The sequence below is a fragment of the Duganella lactea genome (assembly GCF_009857505.1).
Taxonomy (GTDB): Bacteria; Pseudomonadota; Gammaproteobacteria; order Burkholderiales; family Burkholderiaceae_D; genus Rugamonas; species Rugamonas lactea.
The window spans coordinates 23,714-46,989 of sequence record NZ_WWCP01000036.1; the positions used below are offsets into that span (position 1 = coordinate 23,714).

Annotated in this window: 17 protein-coding genes and 1 tRNA gene; 10 read left to right on the forward strand and 8 right to left on the reverse strand. The window is 62.6% G+C overall.

Annotated features, from left to right (window positions below):
• Positions 1-27: 27 nt before the first annotated feature.
• Positions 28-1,665, forward strand: a complete 1,638-nt coding sequence (locus GTP44_RS22050) for a M28 family metallopeptidase (RefSeq protein ID WP_202424189.1) — start codon at positions 28-30, stop codon at positions 1,663-1,665.
• A 91-nt stretch (positions 1,666-1,756) separates the two neighbouring features.
• Positions 1,757-4,528 carry a M16 family metallopeptidase gene (locus GTP44_RS22055; protein ID WP_161021103.1) on the forward strand — a complete coding sequence of 924 codons (2,772 nt, stop codon included), beginning with the start codon at positions 1,757-1,759 and terminating at the stop codon, positions 4,526-4,528.
• Positions 4,529-4,537: 9 nt separating this feature from the next.
• Here GTP44_RS22055 and GTP44_RS22060 read toward each other — a convergent pair whose 3' ends face one another.
• On the reverse strand, positions 4,538-6,490 hold the full coding sequence (locus tag GTP44_RS22060) for a S9 family peptidase (protein WP_161021104.1): 1,953 nt from the start codon (positions 6,488-6,490) through the stop codon (positions 4,538-4,540).
• A 126-nt stretch (positions 6,491-6,616) separates the two neighbouring features.
• Here GTP44_RS22060 and GTP44_RS22065 point away from each other — a divergent pair, with 126 nt between their 5' ends.
• Positions 6,617-7,156 carry a DUF2058 domain-containing protein gene (locus GTP44_RS22065; RefSeq protein WP_160992394.1) on the forward strand — a complete coding sequence of 180 codons (540 nt, stop codon included), beginning with the start codon at positions 6,617-6,619 and terminating at the stop codon, positions 7,154-7,156.
• A 25-nt stretch (positions 7,157-7,181) separates the two neighbouring features.
• On the opposite strand, the gene trhP is transcribed toward GTP44_RS22065, so the two are convergent.
• The gene (gene trhP / locus GTP44_RS22070; RefSeq protein WP_161021105.1) at positions 7,182-8,537 is read right to left on the reverse strand and encodes a prephenate-dependent tRNA uridine(34) hydroxylase TrhP; all 1,356 of its coding nucleotides are present in this window, start codon (positions 8,535-8,537) and stop codon (positions 7,182-7,184) included.
• Between the two features lie 175 nt (positions 8,538-8,712).
• Between trhP and GTP44_RS22075 the strand changes: the two genes are divergently transcribed.
• The 4 genes from GTP44_RS22075 to GTP44_RS22090 all read left to right on the forward strand — a co-directional run bounded on the left by GTP44_RS22075 (position 8,713) and on the right by GTP44_RS22090 (position 12,939).
• Positions 8,713-9,615, forward strand: coding sequence for an AEC family transporter (locus GTP44_RS22075; protein WP_161021106.1), 903 nt, complete (start codon positions 8,713-8,715; stop codon positions 9,613-9,615).
• A gap of 141 nt (positions 9,616-9,756) precedes the next feature.
• The gene (locus GTP44_RS22080; RefSeq protein ID WP_161021107.1) at positions 9,757-11,118 is read left to right on the forward strand and encodes a CHASE2 domain-containing protein; all 1,362 of its coding nucleotides are present in this window, start codon (positions 9,757-9,759) and stop codon (positions 11,116-11,118) included.
• Complete coding sequence (locus GTP44_RS22085) at positions 11,105-11,455, forward strand: hypothetical protein (protein ID WP_160992366.1); 351 nt, start codon at positions 11,105-11,107, stop codon at positions 11,453-11,455. Before GTP44_RS22080 ends, GTP44_RS22085 begins: the two co-directional genes overlap by 14 nt.
• Positions 11,456-11,466: 11 nt before the next feature.
• Positions 11,467-12,939 carry a M48 family metalloprotease gene (locus tag GTP44_RS22090; protein WP_161021108.1) on the forward strand — a complete coding sequence of 491 codons (1,473 nt, stop codon included), beginning with the start codon at positions 11,467-11,469 and terminating at the stop codon, positions 12,937-12,939.
• Between the two features lie 45 nt (positions 12,940-12,984).
• On the opposite strand, the gene GTP44_RS22095 is transcribed toward GTP44_RS22090, so the two are convergent.
• Genes GTP44_RS22095 through GTP44_RS22105 form a run of 3 tightly spaced genes read right to left on the reverse strand, consistent with a single transcriptional unit; the run spans position 12,985 to position 16,975 of the window.
• Positions 12,985-14,766 (reverse strand): DUF885 domain-containing protein, encoded by a 1,782-nt coding sequence (locus GTP44_RS22095; RefSeq protein WP_161021109.1) that lies wholly within the window; start codon positions 14,764-14,766, stop codon positions 12,985-12,987.
• Positions 14,767-14,796: 30 nt separating this feature from the next.
• A complete protein-coding gene (locus tag GTP44_RS22100) occupies positions 14,797-15,804 on the reverse strand; it encodes a DUF4034 domain-containing protein (protein ID WP_161021110.1) in 1,008 nt (335 codons plus the stop codon).
• Positions 15,791-16,975 (reverse strand): hypothetical protein, encoded by a 1,185-nt coding sequence (locus tag GTP44_RS22105; protein ID WP_161021111.1) that lies wholly within the window; start codon positions 16,973-16,975, stop codon positions 15,791-15,793. Before GTP44_RS22105 ends, GTP44_RS22100 begins: the two co-directional genes overlap by 14 nt.
• Before the next feature lie 239 nt (positions 16,976-17,214).
• Between GTP44_RS22105 and GTP44_RS22110 the strand changes: the two genes are divergently transcribed.
• The gene (locus GTP44_RS22110) at positions 17,215-18,090 is read left to right on the forward strand and encodes a hypothetical protein (protein ID WP_161021112.1); all 876 of its coding nucleotides are present in this window, start codon (positions 17,215-17,217) and stop codon (positions 18,088-18,090) included.
• 1,628 nt (positions 18,091-19,718) lie between these two features.
• On the opposite strand, the gene GTP44_RS22115 is transcribed toward GTP44_RS22110, so the two are convergent.
• Together GTP44_RS22115 and GTP44_RS22120 are read right to left on the reverse strand one after the other, a co-directional pair.
• Positions 19,719-20,435 (reverse strand): hypothetical protein, encoded by a 717-nt coding sequence (locus tag GTP44_RS22115; protein ID WP_161021113.1) that lies wholly within the window; start codon positions 20,433-20,435, stop codon positions 19,719-19,721.
• Between the two features lie 13 nt (positions 20,436-20,448).
• Positions 20,449-21,231 carry a hypothetical protein gene (locus tag GTP44_RS22120; RefSeq protein ID WP_161021114.1) on the reverse strand — a complete coding sequence of 261 codons (783 nt, stop codon included), beginning with the start codon at positions 21,229-21,231 and terminating at the stop codon, positions 20,449-20,451.
• Between the two features lie 27 nt (positions 21,232-21,258).
• Here GTP44_RS22120 and GTP44_RS22125 point away from each other — a divergent pair, with 27 nt between their 5' ends.
• Positions 21,259-21,630 carry a hypothetical protein gene (locus GTP44_RS22125; RefSeq protein ID WP_161021115.1) on the forward strand — a complete coding sequence of 124 codons (372 nt, stop codon included), beginning with the start codon at positions 21,259-21,261 and terminating at the stop codon, positions 21,628-21,630.
• 271 nt (positions 21,631-21,901) lie between these two features.
• On the opposite strand, the gene GTP44_RS22130 is transcribed toward GTP44_RS22125, so the two are convergent.
• Positions 21,902-21,977, reverse strand: a tRNA-Phe gene (locus GTP44_RS22130).
• A gap of 78 nt (positions 21,978-22,055) precedes the next feature.
• On the opposite strand from GTP44_RS22130, the gene GTP44_RS22135 reads away from it, so the two are divergent.
• Complete coding sequence (locus tag GTP44_RS22135) at positions 22,056-23,276, forward strand: FAD-dependent monooxygenase (RefSeq protein ID WP_161021116.1); 1,221 nt, start codon at positions 22,056-22,058, stop codon at positions 23,274-23,276.

Below are 23,276 nucleotides of genomic sequence, written 5' to 3' on the forward strand. Positions count from 1 at the left end.
TCCACGGAGCTCAGATTGAAACAAACCATGCTCGTTCTGTCGCTGATGGCTGCCTTGGCGGCGCACGCGGCCACCGGTCCGGAATTCGACGCCCAGCGTCTGTCGCATGACGTCAAGGTACTGTCATCCGATGAGTTTGAAGGTCGCGGTCCCAACACCGCCGGCGAAACCAAGACCGTCAACTACCTGATCGAACAATTCAAGGCCGCCGGCCTCCAACCCGGCGGCGACATCGTCAAGGGCCAGCGCGGCTGGACCCAGGACGTGCCGCTGGGCCGTTTTGAAATCAAGGGGCCGGTCACGCTGAGCGTGAGCGACGGCAAGACCGTGCAGCAACTCAAGCAGGGTGACGACCTGGCCGTGCGCGCCGCCATGAACGGCGCCAAACTAGTCGACTTCAAGCATGCGCCGCTGGTGTTCGTCGGCTACGGCGTCACCGCGCCGGAGCGCAACTGGGATGACTTCAAGGGCCAGGACCTGAAGGGCAAGCTGGCGGTGGTGCTGATCAACGATCCGGACTTCGAGACCGGCCAGGGCGATTTCGGCGGCAAGGCCATGACCTACTACGGCCGCTGGACCTACAAGTATGAAGAGATGGCGCGCCGTGGCGCGCTGGGCACTATCATCGTGCACGAAACCGCGCCGGCCTCGTATGGCTGGAACACGGTGAAGAATTCCAACACCAACGTCATGTACGACATCGTGCGCAAGAAGCCGCGGGAGGCGCACGCGCCGATGGAGGCCTGGATACAGCGCGACCTGGCGGTGGACCTGTTCCAGCGCGCCGGCCTCGACTTCGAGGCGCTGAAGCGGCAGGCGCAAACCCGCGACTTCCAACCGGCCGAGCTGACCGGCGTCACGCTGTCGGCCCACTACGCGGTCGATGCGCAAGTGATCGTGTCGAAGAACGTGGCCGCGCGCGTGGTCGGCGCCAGGGCGCCGAAGGAAACCGTGATCTACAGCGGTCACTGGGACCATCTGGGCGTGGGCTTGCCGGACGCCAAGGGCGACAAGATCTACAACGGCGCGGTCGACAACGGCACCGGCATCGCCGCGCTGCTGGAATTGGCGCGCGCCTACGGCAAGGCGCCGGCGCCGGTGCGCAGTGTGGTGTTCCTGGCGGTCACCGCCGAGGAGAAGGGCCTGCTGGGCTCCGAATACTATGCGGCCAATCCGCTGTATCCGCTGGCCACCACCGTCGGCGTGATCAATATGGACGCGCTGAGCCCGAACGGCGTGGCGCGCAACTTCACCATTTCCGGCAGCGCCAAGCTGGACTTGCTCGACCAGCTGATCGCCAAGGCCATGCAGTGGGACCTGGTGTACGCGCCCGATCCGAAACCGGAGGCCGGCCACTTCTTCCGCTCGGACCACTTCCCGTTCGCCAAGCGCGGCGTGCCGGCCATTTCCTATGGCTCGGGCGACGACCTGGTTGACGGCGGCCCGGACGCCGGCCGCAAGATCGCGGCCGCCTATGTGACCAACAACTACCATCAGCCGTCGGACGAGTGGAGCGCCAGCTGGACCTTCGCCGGCATGGCGCACGACCTCGGCCTGCTGTACGCGCTGGGCCGTGATCTGGCCGACTCCAACGCCTGGCCGAACTGGTCCAAGGACGCCGAGTTCCGCGCCACACGTGACGTTTCTGCTGCCAAACGGAAATAAAAATAGCACAATTGCTTAATGCGCAATAGAATGGTCAGGCGCCGGCTGCGATGCCGGCGCCTTTTTTGTCGGTCTTTTCAGGAGATACCGCATGACCATGTTGATTCGCCGCACCGCCGTGGCGCTTGCCATCGCAATGCTGTCCGCCGGCGCGCTGCACGCCGCCGATGCCCCCAAGTCCGCCGCCAAGGCCGACATCGCCATCCCCGATATTCCGTACACCAAGTTCGTGCTGAAGAACGGCCTGACCCTGCTGGTGCACGAAGACCACAAGACGCCGGTGGTGGCGGTCAACACCTGGTATCACGTCGGCTCGAAGAATGAAAAGCCGGGCAAGACCGGCTTCGCCCACCTGTTTGAGCACCTGATGTTCAGCGGCAGCGAGAACTTCAACCAGACCTACATCAACGCGCTGGAGCGCATCGGCGCGACCGACCTGAACGGCACCACCAATCCCGACCGCACCAACTACTTCCAGAACGTGCCGACCTCGATGCTGGACTATGTGCTGTTCGCCGAGAGCGACCGCATGGGCCACCTGCTTGGCGTGCTGGACCAGAAGAAACTGGACCTGCAGCGCGGCGTGGTGCAGAACGAAAAGCGCCAGGGCGAGAACGCGCCCTACGGCGTCACCCGCCAGCTGCTGACGGAGAACACCTGGCCGGCCGGCCACCCGTACTCGTGGACCACGATCGGTTCGATGGCCGACCTCGACGCAGCCTCGATGGCCGACGTGCAGGAATGGTTCAAGACCAACTACGGTCCGAACAACGTGACGCTGGTGCTGGCCGGCGACATCACGCCGGAGGAGGCGCGCGCCAAGGTCGAGAAATACTATGGCGACATCCCGGCCGGCCCGCCGTTGGCCAAGCAGCAGTCGTGGATCGCCAAGCGCACCGGCACCCATCGCGGCATGGTGCAGGACCGTGTGCCGCAGGCGCGCGTCTACCGCGTGTGGAACGTGCCGGGTGACGGCGACGCCACCGAACCGCTGCTGGACCTGGCCGCGCAGTTGCTGGGCGGCGGCAAGACCTCGCGCTACTACAAGCGCCTGGTGTACAAGGACCAACTGGCGACCGACGCCAGCGCCGGCAACTACACGTCGGAAATCGCCGGCCAGTTCTATTCGGTGCTGACCGCGCGTCCGGGCGCCGATGTCGCCAAGCTGGAGCGCGCCGCCGACGAGGAACTGCAGGCGCTGATCAAGTCCGGCCCGACCGCCGCCGAGCTGGCGCTGGCCAAGACCACCATTCTGGCGCGCTACACCCGCATCGTCGAGCGTGTCGGCGGTTTCGGCGGCAAGAGCGATCTGCTGGCCAGTTGCAACACCTACACCGGCAATCCGGACTGCTACAAGGATTACCTGAAGGCGCTGAAGGCCGCCACGCCGGCCCAGGTCAAGCAGGCGCTGCAAGCTTGGCTGAGCGACGGCGACTATGTGCTGGAAGTGCAGCCGTACCCGACCAATCTGACCACCACCGCCAAGCTGGACCGCAGCAAGCCGCCGGCGCTGGGCCAGCCGGAATCGCTGAAGCTGCCGCCGATGCAGAAGGCCACGCTGTCCAATGGCCTGAAGGTGGTGCTGGCGGAACGCCGCGCCGCGCCGCTGGTCGACTTCTCGCTGATCGTCGATGCCGGCTACGCCTCGGACGCGCCGAAAACCGAAGGGTTGGCCAGCCTGACCGGCAGCATGCTGGAAGAGGGCACCACCAGCCGCGGCGCCAACGCCATCAGCGAGGCGTTCGCCGCGCTGGGCGCGGAATTCCACGCCGGCACCTCGCTCGACAGCGCCACCGTCCACCTCAACACCTTGAAGGCCACCATGCCGCAGGCACTGGCCGTGTATGCCGATGTGGTGCAACATCCGGCCTTCGCGCAGAACGAGCTGGAGCGGCTGAAGAAGAACCGCCTGGCCGGCATCGCGCGCGAGAAGTCCTCGCCCAACCAGATCGGCCTGCGCGTGCTGCCGGAACTGGTCTATGGCGCCGGCCACGCGTATGCGGTGCCGCTCAGCGGCACCGGCACCGAGGCGTCCGTCGGCGCGGTGCGCCGCGAAGACCTGGTCAACTACCACCAGACCTGGTTCAAGCCGAACAACGCCACGCTGCTGGTGGTGGGCGACACCACGCTGGCCGAGGTGGTGCCGCTGCTGGAGAAAACCTTCGCCGGCTGGAAGCCGGGCACGGTGCCGCAGAAAAATATCGCCACCGTGGCGCCGAAGGACAAGCCGCTAGTCTACCTGGTGGACAAGCCGGGCGCGCAGCAGAGCGTGATCTACGGCGCGCAACTGGCGTCGCCACGCAACGCGCCGGACGACGTGGAACTGAGCGTGGTCAACAATGTGTTTGGCGGCAGTTTCAGCTCGCGCATCAATATGAACCTGCGTGAGGACAAGCACTGGTCGTATGGCGTCAGCGCCTCGCTGCTGCCGGCGGTGGGCCAGCGCTTGTATCTGAGCATGTCGCCGGTGCAGACCGACAAGACCAAGGAGTCGCTGCAGGAACTGGTCAAGGAATATGGCAACATCGCCGGCGCCAAGCCGATCAGCGCCACCGAACTGGCCGATGCCCAGACCAACCAGACCTTGCGTCTGCCGGGCTCGTTTGAAACCGCGTCGCAGCTGTCGGGCTACTACGGCAATATCATCCGCTACAAATTACCGGAGGATTACTACAACACCTACACCGCCAAGGTGCAGGCGTTGACGCCGGCGCAGGCCAACGCGCTGGCCGCGCGCACCATCACGCCGAACCGTCTGGTGTGGCTGGTGGTGGGCGACATGAGCAAGGTGGAGGCGGGGGTGCGCTCGCTGAACCTGGGCGAGGTGCGCAAGATCGACGCCGACGGCAAACCGCTGCCGTAATCCGGCGCATCAAGGGCCGGGCGCCGCCCGGCCTATCTGCTTGCCGAGAAACGCTTCGATGTTGCGCCACAGATCGATGCGGTTCTTTTGCGTTTTGGCGTCTTCCACGTCGGGCGTATATTCGAGCCACTGCACCCGCGGGTTGCCGGCGGCCAGCGCCGTATAAAACTTGCGGCCGTCGCTGAACGGCACGCGGCCGTCGTCCTTGCCGTATGCCAGCAGCACCGGCTGCTGGATGCGCGCCGCGTTGTGTAACGGCGACGCTTCCCGCAATTGCGCGGCGTCGAGCTTCGGGTCGCCGATGGCGGCGCGCAGCCGCGGCAGCGTGCGCTCGTCGGCCGAGCCATCCCAGTTGCGCCTGAACATGGCCTCCAGGTCGGTGATGCCGGACCAGCTGACGCCACACTTGAACAGCGCCGGATCGCGCGCCAGCGCCATCATGGCCGCATAGCCGCCATAACCGCCGCCGACGACGCACACGCGCGCCGCATCGGTATAGCCTTGCCGCACCGACCATTGGACGGCATCGGCGATATCGTCCTGCATGGCGCGTCCCCATTGTTTGGCGCCGGCGACGACGTGGGCGCGGCCGAAGCCTTCGGTTCCACGCGGTTGCGGTTGCAGCACCACGTAGCCGCGCGAGGCCAGGAACTGCACCTCGGCGTTCCATTCCCAGTAAGCGCTGCGCTGCCAGGCGGCATCGCCGATCAGCACCACGGTCGGCGCCGGCTGTTTGTCCTGCCGCGCGGGCAGCGTGACGAAGAGCGGCACCTGCAGGCCGTCGCGCGCCGCGTAGCGCTCCACCAGCATCGGCGCCATGCGCGCCGGGTCCAGCTCGGGCCGCGAGGCGCCCAGGCTTTGCAGCTTCTTGCCGCCGCGCTGGTACAGGAAGTAGGCGTGGTCCTGGACGTCGCGGTGGGCGTCGACCACGACATACCCGGTCTCGCTGTGACCGCCGACGCTCAGGGTGTTCAGCGTGCCCGGCAACAGCGCATCGACTTCCTTTTGCAGCGCCTTCATGTCGGCATCGAACCACACGGTCGTTTCGCTGTCGGTATTGATGCGGTAGCCCAGCATTTTCTTATCGTCGAGCACGAAATAGCCATCGGCGTCATAGCCCGGCACCAGGATCACCGGCGTCCCGTCGATGGCGTTTTTCCGCAGGTCGTAACGGTAGATGGCGGCTTCGTTCTTGTCTCGATAGGCGCGCACGTAGAGCGTGCCGTCGAGGTAGAGCACCGGCCGGAAGGCATCGGGCGCCAGCGGATCGAAGGACGCCAGTTCGCGCCAGGTATCGTCCGGCTTGATCATCACCACATCTTTGCCGTTGCGGCGCGCCACGACCACGCGCACATTGCTATCCGGATCGGTCAGCCATCGGTAAGTACCAGCCGGGGCGCGAATGTCGGTGAAATCGCCGTTGCGGGTATTCATGCGGGCGAGCGTGTGTTGGTCATCGTTGACGACGATGACGAACATCTCGTCCGCCTTGCGCGGGGGGAAGCCATGGATGCTTGACTGGTCCAGATAGGCGCTGCTGGCGTAGTCGCCGCTGTCGGTAAAGGAGCGCGGCGGGTTGATCGTATAGGACAAGCCAGTGACGCCCTTGCCGTCGCGGTCGACCGCGTACAGACCGGGTTTGCCGATGCCGCCCTGGTAGTCGACGTTGCCCAGCGTGTAAGCCAGCCGCACGTCGTTGAGCCAGTAGAAATGGTTGACATCGGCATTGCGGAAATTGGCCACCACCTTGCGCTCGCGCGTTGCCACATTCAGCACCATCAGCATGCTGCGTCCCTCCGGCGACATCTTGCGCAGCGCGATATGGCGGCCGTCGGGAGAAATGCTGGCGCCGGTGGTGGAGGGCTTCTGGAAGAACTGTTCCAGCACGATAGGCGCTTCGTCGGCGGCGTGTAGCGCACCGGAGGCCAGCAGGCCGGCGAGCAGGGCGGTGGTCAGTTTCATCGGATTTTGACGATGTTTAAAAGCCAACAATAGCGCAGTTTTCGCGGCTTGCCCAGCAAAGACTTTAGTGGCTGGGAGCCGCCGCAAGAATGGTATGCTACTGCCTTCGTTTTATCGGGGAGCAGCATCATGGGACTGGCGGACCAGTTATTAAAAGCCGGGTTGGTCGACAAGAAGAAAGTCAAAGTCGTCCATCAGACCAAGGGCAAGCAGGAAAAGGACAATCGTCGCGCGGGGATCGAGGCCGTCGATGAGGTGAAGCTGGCGGCGCAGGAGCAGCAGCGCCAGGCCGCCGAGAAGGCGCGCCTGGCCAATGCCGAGCGTGACGCCGCCGCGCGGCAGAAGGCCATCGCCGCGCAGATCACGCAGATGGTGCAGCAGAACAAGCAGAGCAAGGGGAAGCATGGCGACATCGCCTACAACTTCACTTTCGGCACTAAAATCGAGCGCATTTACGTCAGCGCCGCCGTGCGCGAGCATTTGGTCGCCGGTCGTCTGGTGATTGTCGGCGAAGGCGGCGGCTATGAGCTGGTGCCGCGCGTGATCGCCGACAAGATCGCCGAGCGCAATCCTGACATCGTGGTGCGCGTCAAGCAGACCACCACCGCGGTGGAAGAGGATGATCCGTACGCGGCCTTCCAGATCCCCGATGATCTGATGTGGTAATGGTAATGATCGGGCCGCGCCGGCGTTACAGGTAGCGCGCCAGCAGCGCGCGGTCCAGCGACGCGTCGAGCGCGATGCGCACGATGTGGCCGCTGCCCGGCGCCACGCTGATGTCGGCGCCGTCGTCGTTCAGCATGCGCGTCAGCGCGATGTCGCGGTTGCCTTTCGGGTGGATCACCTCCAGCCGGTCGCCGACGGCGAAGCGGTTCTTTACCTCGATGCGCGCCCAGCCATCCTCCACGCTCAGCACGTCGCCGATGTACTGGCTGCGGTTGGCCTCCGAGGCGCCGCGCATGTAGTTCTGGTAGCTTTGCGTGTGATGGCGCTGGTAGAAACCGTCGGTGTAGCCGCGGTTGGCCAGACCTTGCAACTGGCCCAGCAGGTCGATGTTGAAGGGCCGGCCTTCCACGGCGTCGTCGATCGCCTGGCGGTACACCTGCGCGGTGCGCGCCGCGTAGTACAGCGACTTGGTGCGGCCCTCCACCTTCAGCGAATCAACGCCGATCTTGACCAGTCGCTCGATGTGTTCGACCGCGCGCAGGTCCTTGGAGTTCATGATGTAGGTGCCGTGTTCATCTTCCATGATCGGCATCAGCTGGCCCGGACGCTCGGCTTCCTCGATCAGGTAAGCCTGGTCGGCCAGCGGATGGCGCGGCTGCTGGTGCAGCGACGAGAAGGGTTGCTGTTCGGCCTCCCGCAGCGCCTGCTGGAATTGCAGTGGAATCACCTTGGCGAAGTCGCCGGTCGCGTCTTCCTGTGCCGGCTGCACCTTGTAGTCCCAGCGGCAGGAATTGGTGCAGGTGCCCTGGTTCGGATCGCGATGATTGAAGTAGCCGGATAGCAGGCAGCGGCCGGAGTAGGCGATGCACAGCGCGCCGTGCACAAACACTTCCAGTTCCATCTCCGGACATTGCTGGCGGATTTCCTCGATTTCATCGAGCGACAGTTCGCGCGACAGGATCACCCGCGTCAAGCCCATGCGGTGCCAGAATTTGACGTCGGCCCAGTTGACGGCGTTGGCCTGCACCGACAGGTGCACCGGCACCTCCGGCCATTTGTCGCGCACCATCATGATCAGCCCGGGATCGGCCATGATCAGCGCGTCCGGCTTCATGCCGATCACCGGTTCCATGTCGCGCAGATAGGTTTTGAGCTTGGCGTTGTGCGCGAAGATATTGCTGGCGACGAAGAATTGCTTGCCGCGCGCGTGGGCGTCGTCGATGCCTTCCTGCAGCGCCTGCAGGGTGGAAAAATCGTTGTTGCGCACGCGCAGGCTGTAGCGCGGCTGGCCGGCGTAGACGGCGTCGGCGCCAAAGTCGAAGGCGGCGTGCATCTTGTCGAGCGAGCCGGCGGGCAGGAGGAGTTCGGGAGCTTTAAGCATAAACGGCGGGCAAAGTGGTGGATTCTAGGGGCGACGTCCACCTGAATCTTTGCGCCAGATCAAAAAACGCGGATTTGCTGAAGCTAGCGCTGGAGCGCGTCATCCAGCGACGGCATCAACTGGCAGCGCCGGCGCTGTTACACTGGCTGGTCGAGTTTGCGGGGAGCGGTTGCCGATGGCTGTGTTGTTCACTACGTTGTGGCCGGTGTTTGTGCTGATCGTCGCCGGCCATGTCATGCGGCGCACGGGCTTTCCCGGCGACGGCTTCTGGCCGGGCGCGGAAAAGCTCAATTACTTCATCCTGTTCCCGGCGCTGCTGTTCTCCAGCCTGGCGATGGCGCCGCTCGACAACCCGGCCTTGCCGCGCGTGCTGGGCGCGGTGCTGCTGTGCCTGGCGGCGTGCAGCCTGCTGATGCTGGCCGCGTGGCGCTGGCGGCGCTGGCCGGCGGCGCGCTTCGGCGTGCTGGTGCAGGGCGTGCTGCGCTTCAATACCTATCTGGGGCTGGCGGTGGTGGGCAGCCTGTTCGGCAAGCCGGGACTGGTGCTGGCGGCCGTCATCATGGCCGTGTATGTGCCGACGGTGAATGTGTTGTCGGTGCTGGCGTTCAGCGCCGGGCGCGGCGCCAGCATCACCTCGCTGCTGCTGCCGATCGCGCGCAATCCACTGATCCTGGCCTGCCTGGCCGGCGTCGCCTTCAACCTGTGCGGCCTGGAACCGCGCTGGGGCGCGGACAAGTTGCTGACGATGCTGGCCGCCACCAGTCTGCCGCTGGGCCTGCTGAACGTCGGCGCCGCGCTGAACCCGCGCGAGCTGCGCGGCGAACTGGGCGCGCTGACGGTCAACGCCGTGACGCGGCTGGCCGGCGCGCCGCTGCTGGCGCTGCTGTGCGCCCACTGGCTGGCGCTGCCGTCGCTGGAGCGCGCCATCCTGGTCCTGTTCTTCGCGCTGCCCACCGCGCCCACCGCGTATGTGCTGGCGCGGCAGATGGGCGGCGACAGCCATCTGATGGCCGGCATCATCACGCTGCAGACCATGCTGTCGGCCGTCAGTCTGATGGTGGTGCTGGCCCTGCTGTGATGGCGTGCCGCTGGCGTCAACGATAATGCTGTTGTCAAAAATACCTTGATAAGGCATTATGGAAACTGTTTCCATAAATAAACGGTTTCTTGCATGTTGGCATTCCCGAAGAAGATCCGGCGCGTCTTGCTGGAGTGTGGTGTGGCATTGCTTGTCGGGCTACTGCTGACGTTCCTGCTGGAATGGGCTTTTGGTGAAGAATTCGTCACACGCCAGCAGGCGCGCGCTTACGCGCCGTTTGCCGGCAGCGTCTACGGCGAGGGCCGGCGCGACGATATCCGCGTGCTGCTGATTGACGACAAGGCGCTGGCTAGCGCCAAGCAGCAGTGGCCTGCCCGCTATGGCTATTCGGCGCGCCTGCTGCGCGCGCTGGCGGAATACCGGCCGAAGGCGGTGTTCGTTGACATCTATTACGGCGCCCAGCGCGACGACGACAGTCTGCCGGCGCTGCTGCGCCAGGTGTGTGCGCTGCGGGAGCAGGGCACCCAGGTGTTCCTGGCGGCCTCGCGCAATCGCGAGGACGAATATGTGCTGCGGCCGGAACTGGAAGCGCTGGCCGGCAAGTGCTTTGAAAAAGTCGCGGTCAAATACAGTCCGGACGAGCTGGACCGCTTGGCCTGGAACTACACGCTGGCGCTGCCGGGCGCCCATCACAGCGGGCACGGTGAACACGGCATGAAGAGCGCGGCGCTGGCGCTGTACGAAACCGGCGGCGCCACGGCGCCGGTCGAACATCACCCGATGGCGCTGACCTGGGGCAGCCGGCCGGCCGCGCACGGCGTCGGCTGGGCGATCAGTCCCGGCGCGGACGAATCCTATTGCCGCCAGCCGCACAATCTGCCGGTGGAACTGTTGCCCCCCGGCGCGCGCAACACCTTCTTCAAAGACGGCAACAAGCCGCTGTGCGTATTCCATGAAACCATCCACGCCGGCACGCTGTCATCCACCACGCCGGAACAGGACGCCGTGCTGCGCCAGCAGATTGAAGGCAAGATCGTGCTGATCGGCACGGCGCTGTCCGATTTCAGCGATGTGGTGCTGTCGCCGTTGCATGGCCGCATCCCCGGTGTCTACCTGCATGCGATGGCGCTCGACAACCTGATGGTGTTCGGCGAGGACTACGCGCGCGCCGTGCACCTGTCGCTGGACTGGCACAACCTCAAGCTGCCGCTGTTCCTGGCGGTGTCCATGCTGCTCGTCACGCTGCCGCTGCAGCGCTTCAAGCATGCGGTCGAGCACCGGTTGGAACCGGACGGGCAGCGGGTCCACTTCTGGCTCGGCGTGCTGTACCTGCTGTGGGGGCCGGCGCGTATCATCCTTTCGTTGCTGGTCGGCTGCCTGCTGCTGCTGATCGGCCAGTACTGGCTGGACCTCGGCTTCCTGTCGATCATCAATGTGGTGGTCCTGACGTTGCTGGCCGAGTGGTTTGAGGTGAATGAAAAACTGGGCAAATATTTCTGGCCCAAATTACTTGAAGAAGGAGAGAAGCATGTTTCCCACTAAGCGTTTCGCCGCCATCGCCATGCTTTGCTGGCTGGCGCTGCCCGCCGCACAGGCGGCCGACCAGGTCACCGGCATCAAGGGCAAGCAGATCGAAGTGTTCGACGTGCCCGACGACACCAAGCCTGGCCGCAAGGTCGACGCCAGCGGCCTGCCGTGGCTTATCAAGGAGGAAAAGAATTCCTTCCTCAAGGTGACGGTGGCCGGTAAAGATGTGTGGATCGATTCAATGTTGGCCACGGTGGTGCGCGACGCCAAGTCCGAGTGCCCGCCCAAGAACCCGAGCCAGCCTGACATCGTCGCGGTGCTGCCGGGTGCGGCGCCGTCGCGGTGCCGTTGATGCGTGGCGCAATGAAGCGTCCGATGCGGCCGGGAGCCTTGCTGCTGGCTTCGCTGCTGGCCCTGGGCGGCACGGTGCAGGCGGACGAGAAAACCGAGCAGGCGTTGCCGACGGTGAAGCAGATCGGCGAACTGCCGCCGCCGCCCGCCCACCAGTGGAGCGACCTGACGGCCGACCTCAACGATCAACGCGCGTCCGGCAACGGCCTGGTGTCGGCGCCGGCGCTGAGCAAGTATCTGAACACGCTGTACGCCCAGATCAAGACAGCCGCCGGCGTGGCGGACTGGCCGGGCGCGGTGTACCTGTCGTCCGACACCACGCTGAACGCCCATGCGTCGGCGGCGGGCAACATCTATCTGCATATGGGGCTGATCCGCTCGGCCGATACCGAGGATGAAATCTTCGGCGTTCTGGCGCATGAGTTCGCGCACATTTACCTGAACCACCAGGCCGCGTATGAGGCGCACCAGGTCGCGTCCAACGCCACCACCGGCGCCAAGGTGGCGCTGCTGGGCTTGTTCCAGAAGAAACTGCCGGGCGCCAATCCAAGCTGGGGCGCGTTCGACAGCCTGGCGCTGGTGGACGGCGTGGTGCACGACTCGCTGATCCCGGTATGGCAGCGCGAAGTGGAAGAGCAGGCCGACATGTTCGCCGCCACGCTCACGCTGCGCGAACGCTATTCCTACCCGTCCGGCTACAAGGCCTTCCTGGAGCGGCTGGCCGCGCTCGAACAGCGCGAGCAGGGCAGTGATCCGTTCGGCGGCACGACGGCCGCGGCGGCCGCGCCCGGCGCCGGGCGCAAGACCCATGCGACGGCGCGCGAGCGGGAAGAGGCGCTGACAGCCAAGATGCTGCCGCTGATGCCGCGTCCGCGGCCGGCGGCGCGCAAGGCGCAGTGGCAGGCCGTGGTGAAAGAAAAGGAAACCGCCGAACTGCTGGCGCATTTCGCGTTGTTGCCGGAGATCGCCAAACTGCAGGCCGCCGGCCGCCCCGCCGACGCCCTGCGGATGGCGCAGACCGCCGCCTCCGGCGCCACCGCCGGCGACGGCACCATGCTGCTGGTGCTGCAGGATGCCATGAAACGCACCGGCGCCAGCCTGGACGACCAGCGCGCCGTGTTGCTGCGCAACCGCAACTGGCCGGAACGGTCGTGGGCCGCGCAGTATCAGGCGGCGGCGCTGGTCACACCGGAGCAGCAGCCGTTCGCCAAGGAATTCCTGCAGGAGCAGTACGCCTACTTCGGCGAGACGCCGCGCACCTGGCCGGACATGGTCGGTTTCTACTTCCGCAACGGCGACAACTTCGCCCAGCTGGCGCTGTCGCTGAAATGCACCACCGATGCGCGCTTCCGCGACGCCTGCGTCTACAACGCGCAAACCGACGCCCAGCGTCAGCAGGCCGCCAACCAGGCCGCCAATCGCCAGCAACAGATGTTGAACCGCTGGGAGCAGAAGTTGAAAGACAAGCTCAAGCTTAATCAGTAAAGCAGCACGCCACCGGGAGGTGGCGTTTTTCTGTGTGGCTCGTACCTAGCGTTGCTTCCGCGCCGCGATCCAGCGGTTGACCGCCGCGTCGAGCACGTCGAGCGGCACCGAGCCGTGCGACAGCACCTCGTTGTGGAAGGCGCGCAGGTCGAACGACGGGCCCAGTGCCGTCTCGGCGCGGGCGCGCAGTTCGCGCAGCTTCAGTTCGCCGATCTTGTAGCTCAGCGCCTGGCCGGGCACCGCGATGTAGCGCTCGACTTCCTGCACCGCCGTCACCTCATCCTGCGGCACATTGTCCTTGAAGTAGGCGATGGCCTGCTCGCGCGTCCAGCCCTTGGCGTGGATGCCGGTGTCGACCACCAGGCGCACGCCGCGCCACACTTCCGCCGTCAGCCGGCCGACCCACTGCCACGGATCGTCGTACATGCCGATTTCCTGGCCCAGCATTTCGCTGTACAGGCCCCAACCCTCGGAGAACGCGGTGCTGCTGCCGAAGCGGCGGAAAGCCGGCAGGCCGGTGGTTTCCTGTGCCAGGCTGCGCTCGAAGTGGTGGCCGGGAATGGCTTCGTGCAGGAAGAAGGCGTTGGTGGTGAAGCGGGTGCGCGTCTCCGGCTTGTAGGCGTTGAAGTAGAACACGCCGGGCCGCTTGCCGTCGACCGTGCCGCGCTGGTACGACGCCGGCGCCGCGCTGACCTCGCGGAAGGCTTCGACCGGGCGGATTTCAAACGGCGCCTTCGGCAGCGAGGCGAACAGCAGGCCGACCTTGGCTTCCACGCGCGGCCGTAGCGCCTCGTAGGCGGCCTGGATTTCATCGCGCGTCTTGAAGCGCAGTGCCGGCGCGGTGTTGAGGTAGTCGAAGAATTCACGCAGCGTGCCTTTGAAGCCGACGCGCACCTTGGCCTCCTCGAACTGGGCGCGGATGCGCGCCACTTCGCGCAGGCCGATGTCGTGGATCTCGTCCGGCGTCAGTTCGGTGGTGGTGGCGCGACGCGCGAGGAAGGCATACCACGCCTGGCCGCCGGGCAGGGCGCCGATGCCGGCGGTGTCGCGGCCGGCCGGCAGATAGGTGTCGCGCATGAAGGCCAGCAGCTTGCGGTTGGCCGGTGCCAGCTGTTCGCGCACCAGCTTGCCGTAGGCCGCGGTCAGGCGCTCCTTGTCGGCGGCGCTGAAGGCGGCCGGGAACTTCCGCACCGGCTGCATATAGGTGCTCTTGGCCAGATCGTCCGTGCCGACGTTTTCCAGCTGTGGCAGCACGCGGCGGATCAGCGCCTTCGGCATGACGATGCCCTGCTTGATGCCGGTGCGCATGTCGTCCAGCATGGCATCGACCGCCGGCGCGTAGCCGGCGGCGCGCTGTAGCCAGTTGTCGTAATCCTGCACCGTCTGGAACGGCTGGGCCGAAGTGCCGGAGCCGAGCTGGGCGAACGTCAGGTGCAGGCCGTAGAACTGGTCCACCGGCGCCAGGTCGGACGGAAAACGCAGACCGTCGAGCACTTGCTGCAAGCGATAGCGCAGCAGGTCATAGCTGATGCGGTCTTCCGGCGGCAGCGGCGCCGGATCGAACCCGGCGCTACGCGCCAGATATTTCTCCGCCAGCGCGCGGCTCTGCGCGCGATTCTCGGCCGAGGTGATGGCGCCGAAGCGGTCGTTGTAGCGCGGGTCGCCGTTGTAGGTGGCGGCGATCGGGTTTTCCCGCAGATAGTCCTCCCAATAATCGGCGTAGAGCTGGTTCATCTTTTCCGGCGTGGCCGGCACGGTCACCTGCCCGAAGGCGGGCAGGGCCGCGCACAGCAGCGTGCCCAGCAGCAGAGGGAGTGAGCGGGTCATGGCTTCCTTTCGTTATCGACGATATCGTCATCAGATTTGTTGCGCCTGCTTTTTGCATGTCTCGAACGTGCGTTCGGGATAATTGCCCCAAAAGATAGGGTTGAACTGGTCACCGATCAGTTCAAGCTGCGCCTGCAACGCTGGCCGGTCGTTGGTCATGCAGGCGAAATAGGCGTACATATTGCGGTGGTCGGTGTGCGGATAGCGCTTCAACCGGTCCTCGAAGCCGATTTTCATGCTGGTCCAAGAGGCGTTGGTGCTGGTGAATAGCGCCTCGGACAGCTCGGCATAGCTGAGGCCCGCGTAAAGCCGTGCGTACATTTCCAGACCGCGCTTGTCACGGGTGTGCTTGTCCGCCCACGCGATGAAGCGATCGATTGTTTTAAGATCACCACCCCACTTCGGCAGCAGGGCCTCCTGCATGAAGAAATACAGATCGTCGTCATCGGGATTCTTGGCAATCCCGGCCTCGAATATCCGCATCAGACGCGCCTTGTCCCAATCCAGGTAGCGGCCTGTCACCAGCATGGCCCTGTTCCAGCTGCTGTCCTTGGCGGCGAGCGCCTCGGTCTTTTGCAATTGCGTTCCGGCCAAGTCGAGATATTGCTGAAACTCGGCCCATGCCGTCGACGAGACCGTGTTGGCGTAGCCTTCGCCGCGCCGCGCTAACGCATGTGTCCTCAAGCTGCTGGCGTAGAGCAGTTGGGCCAGCACCGACTGCGGGTGCTGCTGCGCCCATTGCCCGGTCAGCGCGTCGAGTTGCTGGTAGTACTCGTCGCTAACCCGGAGGCTGGCATTGTTGATCTTGCCAATGCCCATCCAGAAATGCGTCAGACGCGGCGTGCCGGTGAGTTCGGACCGCACGCCCGGCTTGCCGTAAATTGCGTACAAGCGTTCGAGTTCAGCGAAGTCGCCGGCGCGGTAGGCTGTTTCGACCAGATCCACCACGTTGGGTGCGACCTGAGCCCTGGCCGGCATGACGACCAGGGCCATGAGTATGGCAGCGCACAGGGCGCGATAGACATTAGCGAACTTCATTTTTAGCCTCACTCAGAACCCACTTCATTTCAGTCCGCACAACGGGGGGATTGCCCGGCGAATTTTTGTGCCGCTTTTCGGCGGCGTCCAACGCAGCGGCATCGAACAGCGATTCAAAGGCGACGGGGGCGTTGTCGTACACGCCTGGGACGGTGATCGCGCGCGCCACCACTTGCGCCTTGATAAACTTGCCCTGGTCATCGATGTGCGTTTCAGTAATCGTCGATCCTTGCACGCCAAAAAATCCGGCAACAGGTGGATACGCTTGTTTTCCGTCGCCTGGGCGCGGTGCGGCAGCCTTCTGGGCGGACGCTGGCGCGTAGTCACTGGCGTCGATCATCGTCGAGTAGCGATAGATGGTGAGCGCCGTCATCTTGTCGACTTTGCCGCTCGCCAATTGCGAAGCGAGCCACCATTGGCTCTTGGCGCACTGGTCCCACCGGTCCGCTGCTTTTGACTGGCCCGGCTTGCGATCCCGGTCAAAGAGTCGGCCGGCCAAGCCCGGTGTCATGGGCGCGGCGGTGACTGACAGCCCCGCACGCATGCGCGCGATGGCATGGTCCGCCGCCTGGAGTTCTTGCGAGGTGGGGCGTGGTGGCAGGTGTTGGCGCTTGGTCCCCCAACGGGACAGTAATTCCCGTTCCCCCGCCAGCAGCCCCGCTCTGCTATCAACGGGCGCGGCCTGGATCATCGCGATCCGCTGAGAGAAATAGGGCGAAGCAGGCGCATAGCAAGCCATAGGCGCCAGCGCGGCTTTCAGCCATGCCTCGTCCTGCTCCGGCCCACCGCTCTCTACCGACCAGATCGCCAATTCGTTGACGGAACGCGCAAAGAGCGCAACGAGCTGCGCTTGGCTCAGCAGTCCCGGATTCCGCGCGGCGGCCCGCTCTTGCGCAATCCATGCAGGCCCCAGCGTTAGAACGCGTGTCAAATGTTCTTGTGCGATCTGGTTTGCGGCCTGGCGCAAGGCTGGGTCCAGCGGCAGATCGTCTGGCAAGGTGAAAAGCTGCTTGTTCCACACAAGCATGCTGTTGACAGTCTCCTGGTCTTGCGCGGCCAACAGCTCTTGCGCCGTGGGCGTTTCGGCAGCGCCAGAGTCAACTAACGGCAACAACACAGCACAATGGATTGCAAGTCCTATCCATCCGCGCTTACTCATTTTTATCAGCAAGTGCTTCCCCTGATTCGTTTTATTCGAAGGGCGAGTGGTAAAAGAATCGGCTCTCCAGCCCAAGGCGCTACCGCAGCGATTCTACGCTACCGCTTGCGAGGCGGTGCAAAAAACCCAACATTACGAATGTTGCTGATATTGGCATAATACCGCTTGCGCTTGCCGAGGAATCAGCTGGCGTGGACAGATGCCGCCATGCTTCATCGGCACCGCACTTTAACCTCAACGAGACATGAAAAATGGCGCGGCGCGATCAAATCATTGCAGGACTGGCTATCATTTCCGGTTGCTTGGCGCCTCATGCGCTGGCCGCGCCTGATATGGCCGCGGAGAAGACATCGGCGGTTCCCGATAAACATCTGTCCATCAGCGGCCCGATCAATGCCCATTTCGTCGCCGAGGTGGCACGGATATCGAGTAGCTACCCCACCATCCGCGTGCTTGTCATCGATTCCGAGGGTGGGGAAGTTGAAGCCGCCATCCAACTCGGCCGCCTCGTGCGGGAGCACGGATGGGAGGTCGCGGTAAAAAACAAATGCCTTTCCGCCTGCGCCAACTATGTCTTCCCCGCCGGTAAACGGAAACGTGTTTTGCCCAATTCCTGGGTCGGCATTCACGAAAAAACGCGAAGATTCCGGTTGGCCGATGGTTCGATGCAGTATGTGACCGGCAACGAGATTGACGCGGCGATGACCGGGGTTGACGCGGTCAGCGCCAGCGCCGCGCGCAAGTGGGAGGCCGACGATGCGGCGGCGTTCCGCTGGCTCGGACTGTCGACCGTTTTCGTGCAGAACTTCACCAATTATATTTCGTCCCGAAAACGCGTGCTGGGCGTGGAGGATATTCACGCATTGCCAGATGTCCCAGGATGTCCGCGCTACCGGTTTTGGGCGTTGGACAAAAAACAACTGGAGGAGATGGGCGTGACTGGCATCGATGAGTTTTGGTTTCCAGCGAATAAGGCGGAGGAGCTGGCGCTGTACAACGACAAAATGCTCCCTGCCGGGTCGATCTATATCGGTGGACCGGATAAATTAAACACGTTTTGCCAGGGGCCGGCACTGAACTGGTTCCAGCGACAGTGGCTGAAGCTTCAGCGGGAGCCGCAATCCTGAACCGGGACGCGCCGGTGCGGCCACAGCATTGTCATAGGATACCGGAAATGGACCGGACACAAGGATTGTGAATCCACAAACAAAAACGCCACCCGAAGGTGGCGTTTTCTATATCTTGGTGGCCCGGGGCGGAATCGAACCACCGACACAAGGATTTTCAAGACGCAAGGTTTAGCAAAGGCTGACGCGATACCACGTATTGCACGCTGGAGGTAAGGAAGACTATGGGGTCTTGATGGAGAACCAGAAAATTGACGTTTGCCTTGCGTTTTAAGGACAAGCTCAAACGGCAAGGTTTTCCGGAGCGTTGACGATTCCGCTGCTTTTCTTTTGCCTCGCCTTAACCTAATACCCCGGCATGATTTGCCGGGGAAAAACCGGCACTACCGCAGATCGCCATTTGCGAATTGGCGTGGACATCCTGAAAGAAAGCATGAAAATATTATGGTGCTCGGAATTTTTCGGGAAGCGCAGACCAAGCTTTGGCTCGGCAGATGCTCGGCGTTGTACCCTTGACGGCATCTTCCGCCCATAGCCGATGATCGACTTGCTTGACGGGGCCATGACCATAAGGTACTTCCAGCTCATTTCACTGTAGTGGATAATTTTGTCAGGATTCGCTCAATTCCTTCTCAGTGAATACGGCATGTGCGGGAAGAATCGCAATCGCTAGGTCGTCCTCATCAACCCGGAACCATAGATCCAAGAGTATCTGGGGTAAATCCAATGATTTAACACTTTTAAAGCTTCAGCGAGATAGGGGCAGTCTTGAACTTCTTCACGGACATTGACGATCTCTTTCGAAACTAACGCAGCCTCAACCACCTGCGGGGTGGCCTTTATGAGCTTCGCCGTCCATGAGGACGGAGTGAGAGTATGACCATGCTGTCAGAGAAACCGCTTCAATGACATGGTCAGTTAAATCACTTACTGGGACTCTATGAAAAACTTTTGAAACAGTCAAGCAGAACTGCTTCTTTTGAGGTGATTCTGGATATTAAGAAATAGAGTAAGGGGTATCCACGCTGAACCTTACGCATAAAAAAACTTGATCGCTGGCGTTACGATCAAGTTAGCGTATTAATGAGGTTTCTTCTGTTGGGGGCGCTTGACGCAACCTAGTCGGTTCTGAAACGCCCCCCTGTTCCCCCTGTTCCCCCTGTTCCCCCTCTCTCTAATTGGAACCCACAATAGGAAAATCTCCGCAACTTACGTGAACAAATCGATTAGTCAACAACAGAGAATGAACTATGGCAGACTTGAAGGAGGCCAAGATTGGACGTGCCCGCATCCAAAAGCCACTGCGCGACCACAAGATGCGGATGGACTGGTTGGAGCGAGCGGCTCAGTTACCAGGTCGGAGTCTGCACTATGCGGTTGCATTGCATGCGGTAGCTTGCCTACGCCGAAACCAGACGGTCTCAGTAGGGGCGATAACGCTGTCTCGTTTCGGTGTGACGCGAGATGCAGCTGGAGATGCTCTGACCCGGTTGGAGGCGGTGGGACTTGTGAGGGCCGTCAGGGGGAAAGGGCGGGTGCCAGAAGTCACGCTGTTAGAGCCGACAGGTGGCAGGCTGGTTATAGATGCAGCGGAAACTAAATGATGCCGATTCAGAGGGGGAATGAAGCTAGTACCAGTAGCCGTAATCCAGCAGCTCGTATCGCAGTAGGTCGATGAGGATGTGGTCTGGGTTAGGGGAGCGCGTGATGTCGGAGACCTTGAGGTAAATTACTTCGCGTTGTCCGATCCCCTTTGTTTTGTAGGGCGCCGGGGACAGGAAACCGTCACTCTCGATCCCGACCATGCTTACATCGATGGGTATCTCAAATTCGATGAAATCCTCCGGCGAAAGCCCATCAGTGATGCTTGCCATACCTGTGATGCTGACCACGATGCCCTCCGAAAGCAGCTTATCGATGCTGACGTATGCGCCGTTGTCATCGTTTCCTCGCAGTTCAACCAGATACTCATTTTGAGGATTCTGGAAGTAGACTGCCCGGTAATCGCTGGCGCTCAGTGGCTGTCCTGACCAGTAAGCGATAATCTCTGCGTAGCGATCTGGCAGATCGGGGGCTCGTTCGAAAATACATCCGCGCAAGTTGGCTGGCATGCTGATTTCGCCCGATGGGGACTGACCGCAGGAGGAAATGTGCGCCGCCACATGAGCTGTCGTTGGCAGCACGTCGAGCTTGATCGTACCTGCACTTTTGAGATAGTAACCCGGCTGAGTTGATACGTCGGTGCTCTCGTTGTCAGAGAGCGAGACGCGCGTGTAGTAGTCCAGATCCTTGATGGCGATGGCCGTGGCCATCGCCTCCTTTGTAACGTAGATGGTGGCTTGCATGTGTAAAACTCCTTCAGTTGATGTTGGAATGCTCGGTAATGAAAAAGCCCTTGCGAACGAGCTTCAGTTTGTGCCGTTGCTCGATGTGCGGGCGATCAGTGCTGAAAAGCTCCAGATTGCGGTTGGCCTGAATGGTGCTTGCCTGCTTCGTATTGATCGCGTGACGGATGGCAGACGCGCTGATGTTTGAATCGAACAGGAATACGCCGTTGCTGTAGCCGACACGATCCACGTCGTACTGTGCGTTGAAGATGAACTTCTGGGCGTCTGCCATGGATTGCATTAGAGCCACCTGCACCGTCTTTCCCGCCCGTGTGGACTTTCCGATGAAGTAGCGCGGATAGTTATCCGCCGGCGATACAGCTTGAAACGTGAAGGCAAAACGTGCTGCAAGGGCCTCGATCACATCCGTGGACAACGCGATTAGGTCAATATCGCCGTAATCCATGTGCTGGACGGGATTGACGAGGTGCTTTACGAAGCCTCCGAAAAGCACGACATCCCGCTGATTCATCAAGTAGTCCGCCAGCGCTTCACTGTCCTGCACGATCTCGTAGCCTGTGCTGTCGATGATGGAAAGGTAGCGAGAGTTCAAACACAGCCCTTTCGGCACGAACACGATTCCGCCGTGGCCGAACGTCAGCGCATTCAGATCAAGGGGGAAAATCGAATTCAGGTTTTCTCGTAGAACCAGCCGCCCACCCAAAGTGCTGCGTAGAGCGGCATACTGGGACTTCGTGGCCGCGATGGCGCTAGTTGGAACTGGCGGCAGTACCAGCGAATACTCGACCTCCATAACCGTTCAGGCAGCGGAGGGCCTCGTTTGCTCCTCGCTTACTATGCAGCCTTGTGGAAGGTCTGCCACGGCGAACAGCTAGGCATGTCGGTCCCCGTAGTCATAGACTCTCCGAACCAGCAGGATCAAGATGACCTGAACCTCCACGTCGTTCTCGGGTTCATTGCGGAGAGCCTTCCGGATTCCATGCAGCTTATAGTCTGCGTCACGAAACACTCGGATGCACAGCTCGACAAGACAACCGTTTTCGACAAAAAGTACAGCATGTTGCTGCCCGAGTGCTACGACGAGGTCGAATCTGATGTAGAGCCGCTGTACCGGCAGATGAATGCCGCGTTGCTGAGCATTCCAATCGATGATGCCGAGGAAGACAAGCCGGAGGCGGATTCGGATGAATAGGTCGTTCGTGGTAGGCAGTGCGGGATTCGAACCTACGACCATCGGACCCAAAGTCCGTTCTGTCACTGCAGCCTGGAGGTCGCAATAGACGTTTGGACGTTTGAGGTCCGTGCTGCGAAGTGAGGAGCTAAGTGGGACGGACGTTTGGACGATTCGGACGGTTCTGCAGGCGCGGAGATGGTGGGCCGGGAATAAGCCGGACACGAGGACTTCGTGCACTGAAAACAAAAACGCCGATCTGCATGGATCGGCGTTTTTGTAAGGGAATTCTTGGTGGCCCGGGGCGGAATCGAACCACCGACACAAGGATTTTCAATCCTCTGCTCTACCAACTGAGCTACCAGGCCAAGGACCAGAATTATAGCAGCTCGGCGGTAAAGCGCAAGAGACAATTTTCATTTCCTGTAAAACGCTATAATGGCCGGATGAATAAGCCCACCTCTACCGCGGCGCTGCGCGTGACCGAAAGTGATATTTGTATCGTTGGCAATGGCGCGATTGCCAAGACCGCTGCGCTGGGCCTGGCCCAGGCCGGCCTGAGCGTGACCTTGCTCGGTCCGCCGGCCGCGCCGCCGTCGCCCGCCACGGCCGACCAGGGGTGGGATGCGCGCGTCTACGCGCTCAATCACACCGCGTATCACTTGCTGTCCTCGCTTAAAGTGTGGGATGCGCTGGACCACAGCCGCGTGGCGCCGGTCGATGCGATGATTGTGCACGGCGACGGCCCGCAAGCCGGCGGCCTGGCTTTCGACGCTTACGGCGCCCGCGCCAACGCGTTGACCTGGATACTGGAGGACCGCAATCTGAATCAGGCGCTGGACGCCGCGCTGCGCTTCGCCCAGAACGTGAAGGTGGTCACCGGCCGCGCCACTGGCCTGCTGCGCGACGCCGACCGCGCCACCGTGCAGTTGGACGATGGCGGCGGCATCCAGGCTGCGCTGGTGGTCGGCGCCGATGGCGCGCAGTCGTGGGTGCGCGGCCAGTGCGATATCGGTCTCGATTACCGCAGCTACAATCAACGCGCGGTGGTCTCCAATTTTGAATGCGACCAGCCGCACCATGGCGCGGCCTATCAATGGTTCACCGGTGCAGAGGGCATCGTCGCCTTGCTGCCGCTGCCGGGTAATAAGGTGTCGCTGGTGTGGTCGGCGCCGGAAAAACTGGCCGATACGCTGCGCGCTGAATCGGCGCAGCAGATCGCCGACCGCCTGGCCGTGTTCGCGCGGGAGAAGCTTGGCGCCCTGACGCCGCTGCAGCCGGAGCTGGTGCGCGATTTCCCTTTGCGCCTGATCCGCCCGCACGCGATGGTGGCGCCGCGCGTGGCGCTGATCGGCGATGCCGCCCACGTGGTGCATCCGCTGGCCGGCCATGGCATGAACCTGGGCTTTGGCGATATGGTGCAGTTGATTAAAACGCTGTCCGAGCGTGAGCCGCAGCGCGGCATTGGCGATGACCGCGTGCTGGCCCGCTATGCGCGCGCGCGTAAGGAAGATGTGCTGCTGATGCAAGTCACCACCGATGGTCTGGCGCGCCTGTTCGAGACCGATATCGAGCCGCTGCGCGTGGTGCGCAATTTCGGATTAAACTTGTTGGACAAATTACCTGTGCTGAAGCGCCGCCTGATCTCTCACGCGATGGGCAAGTAA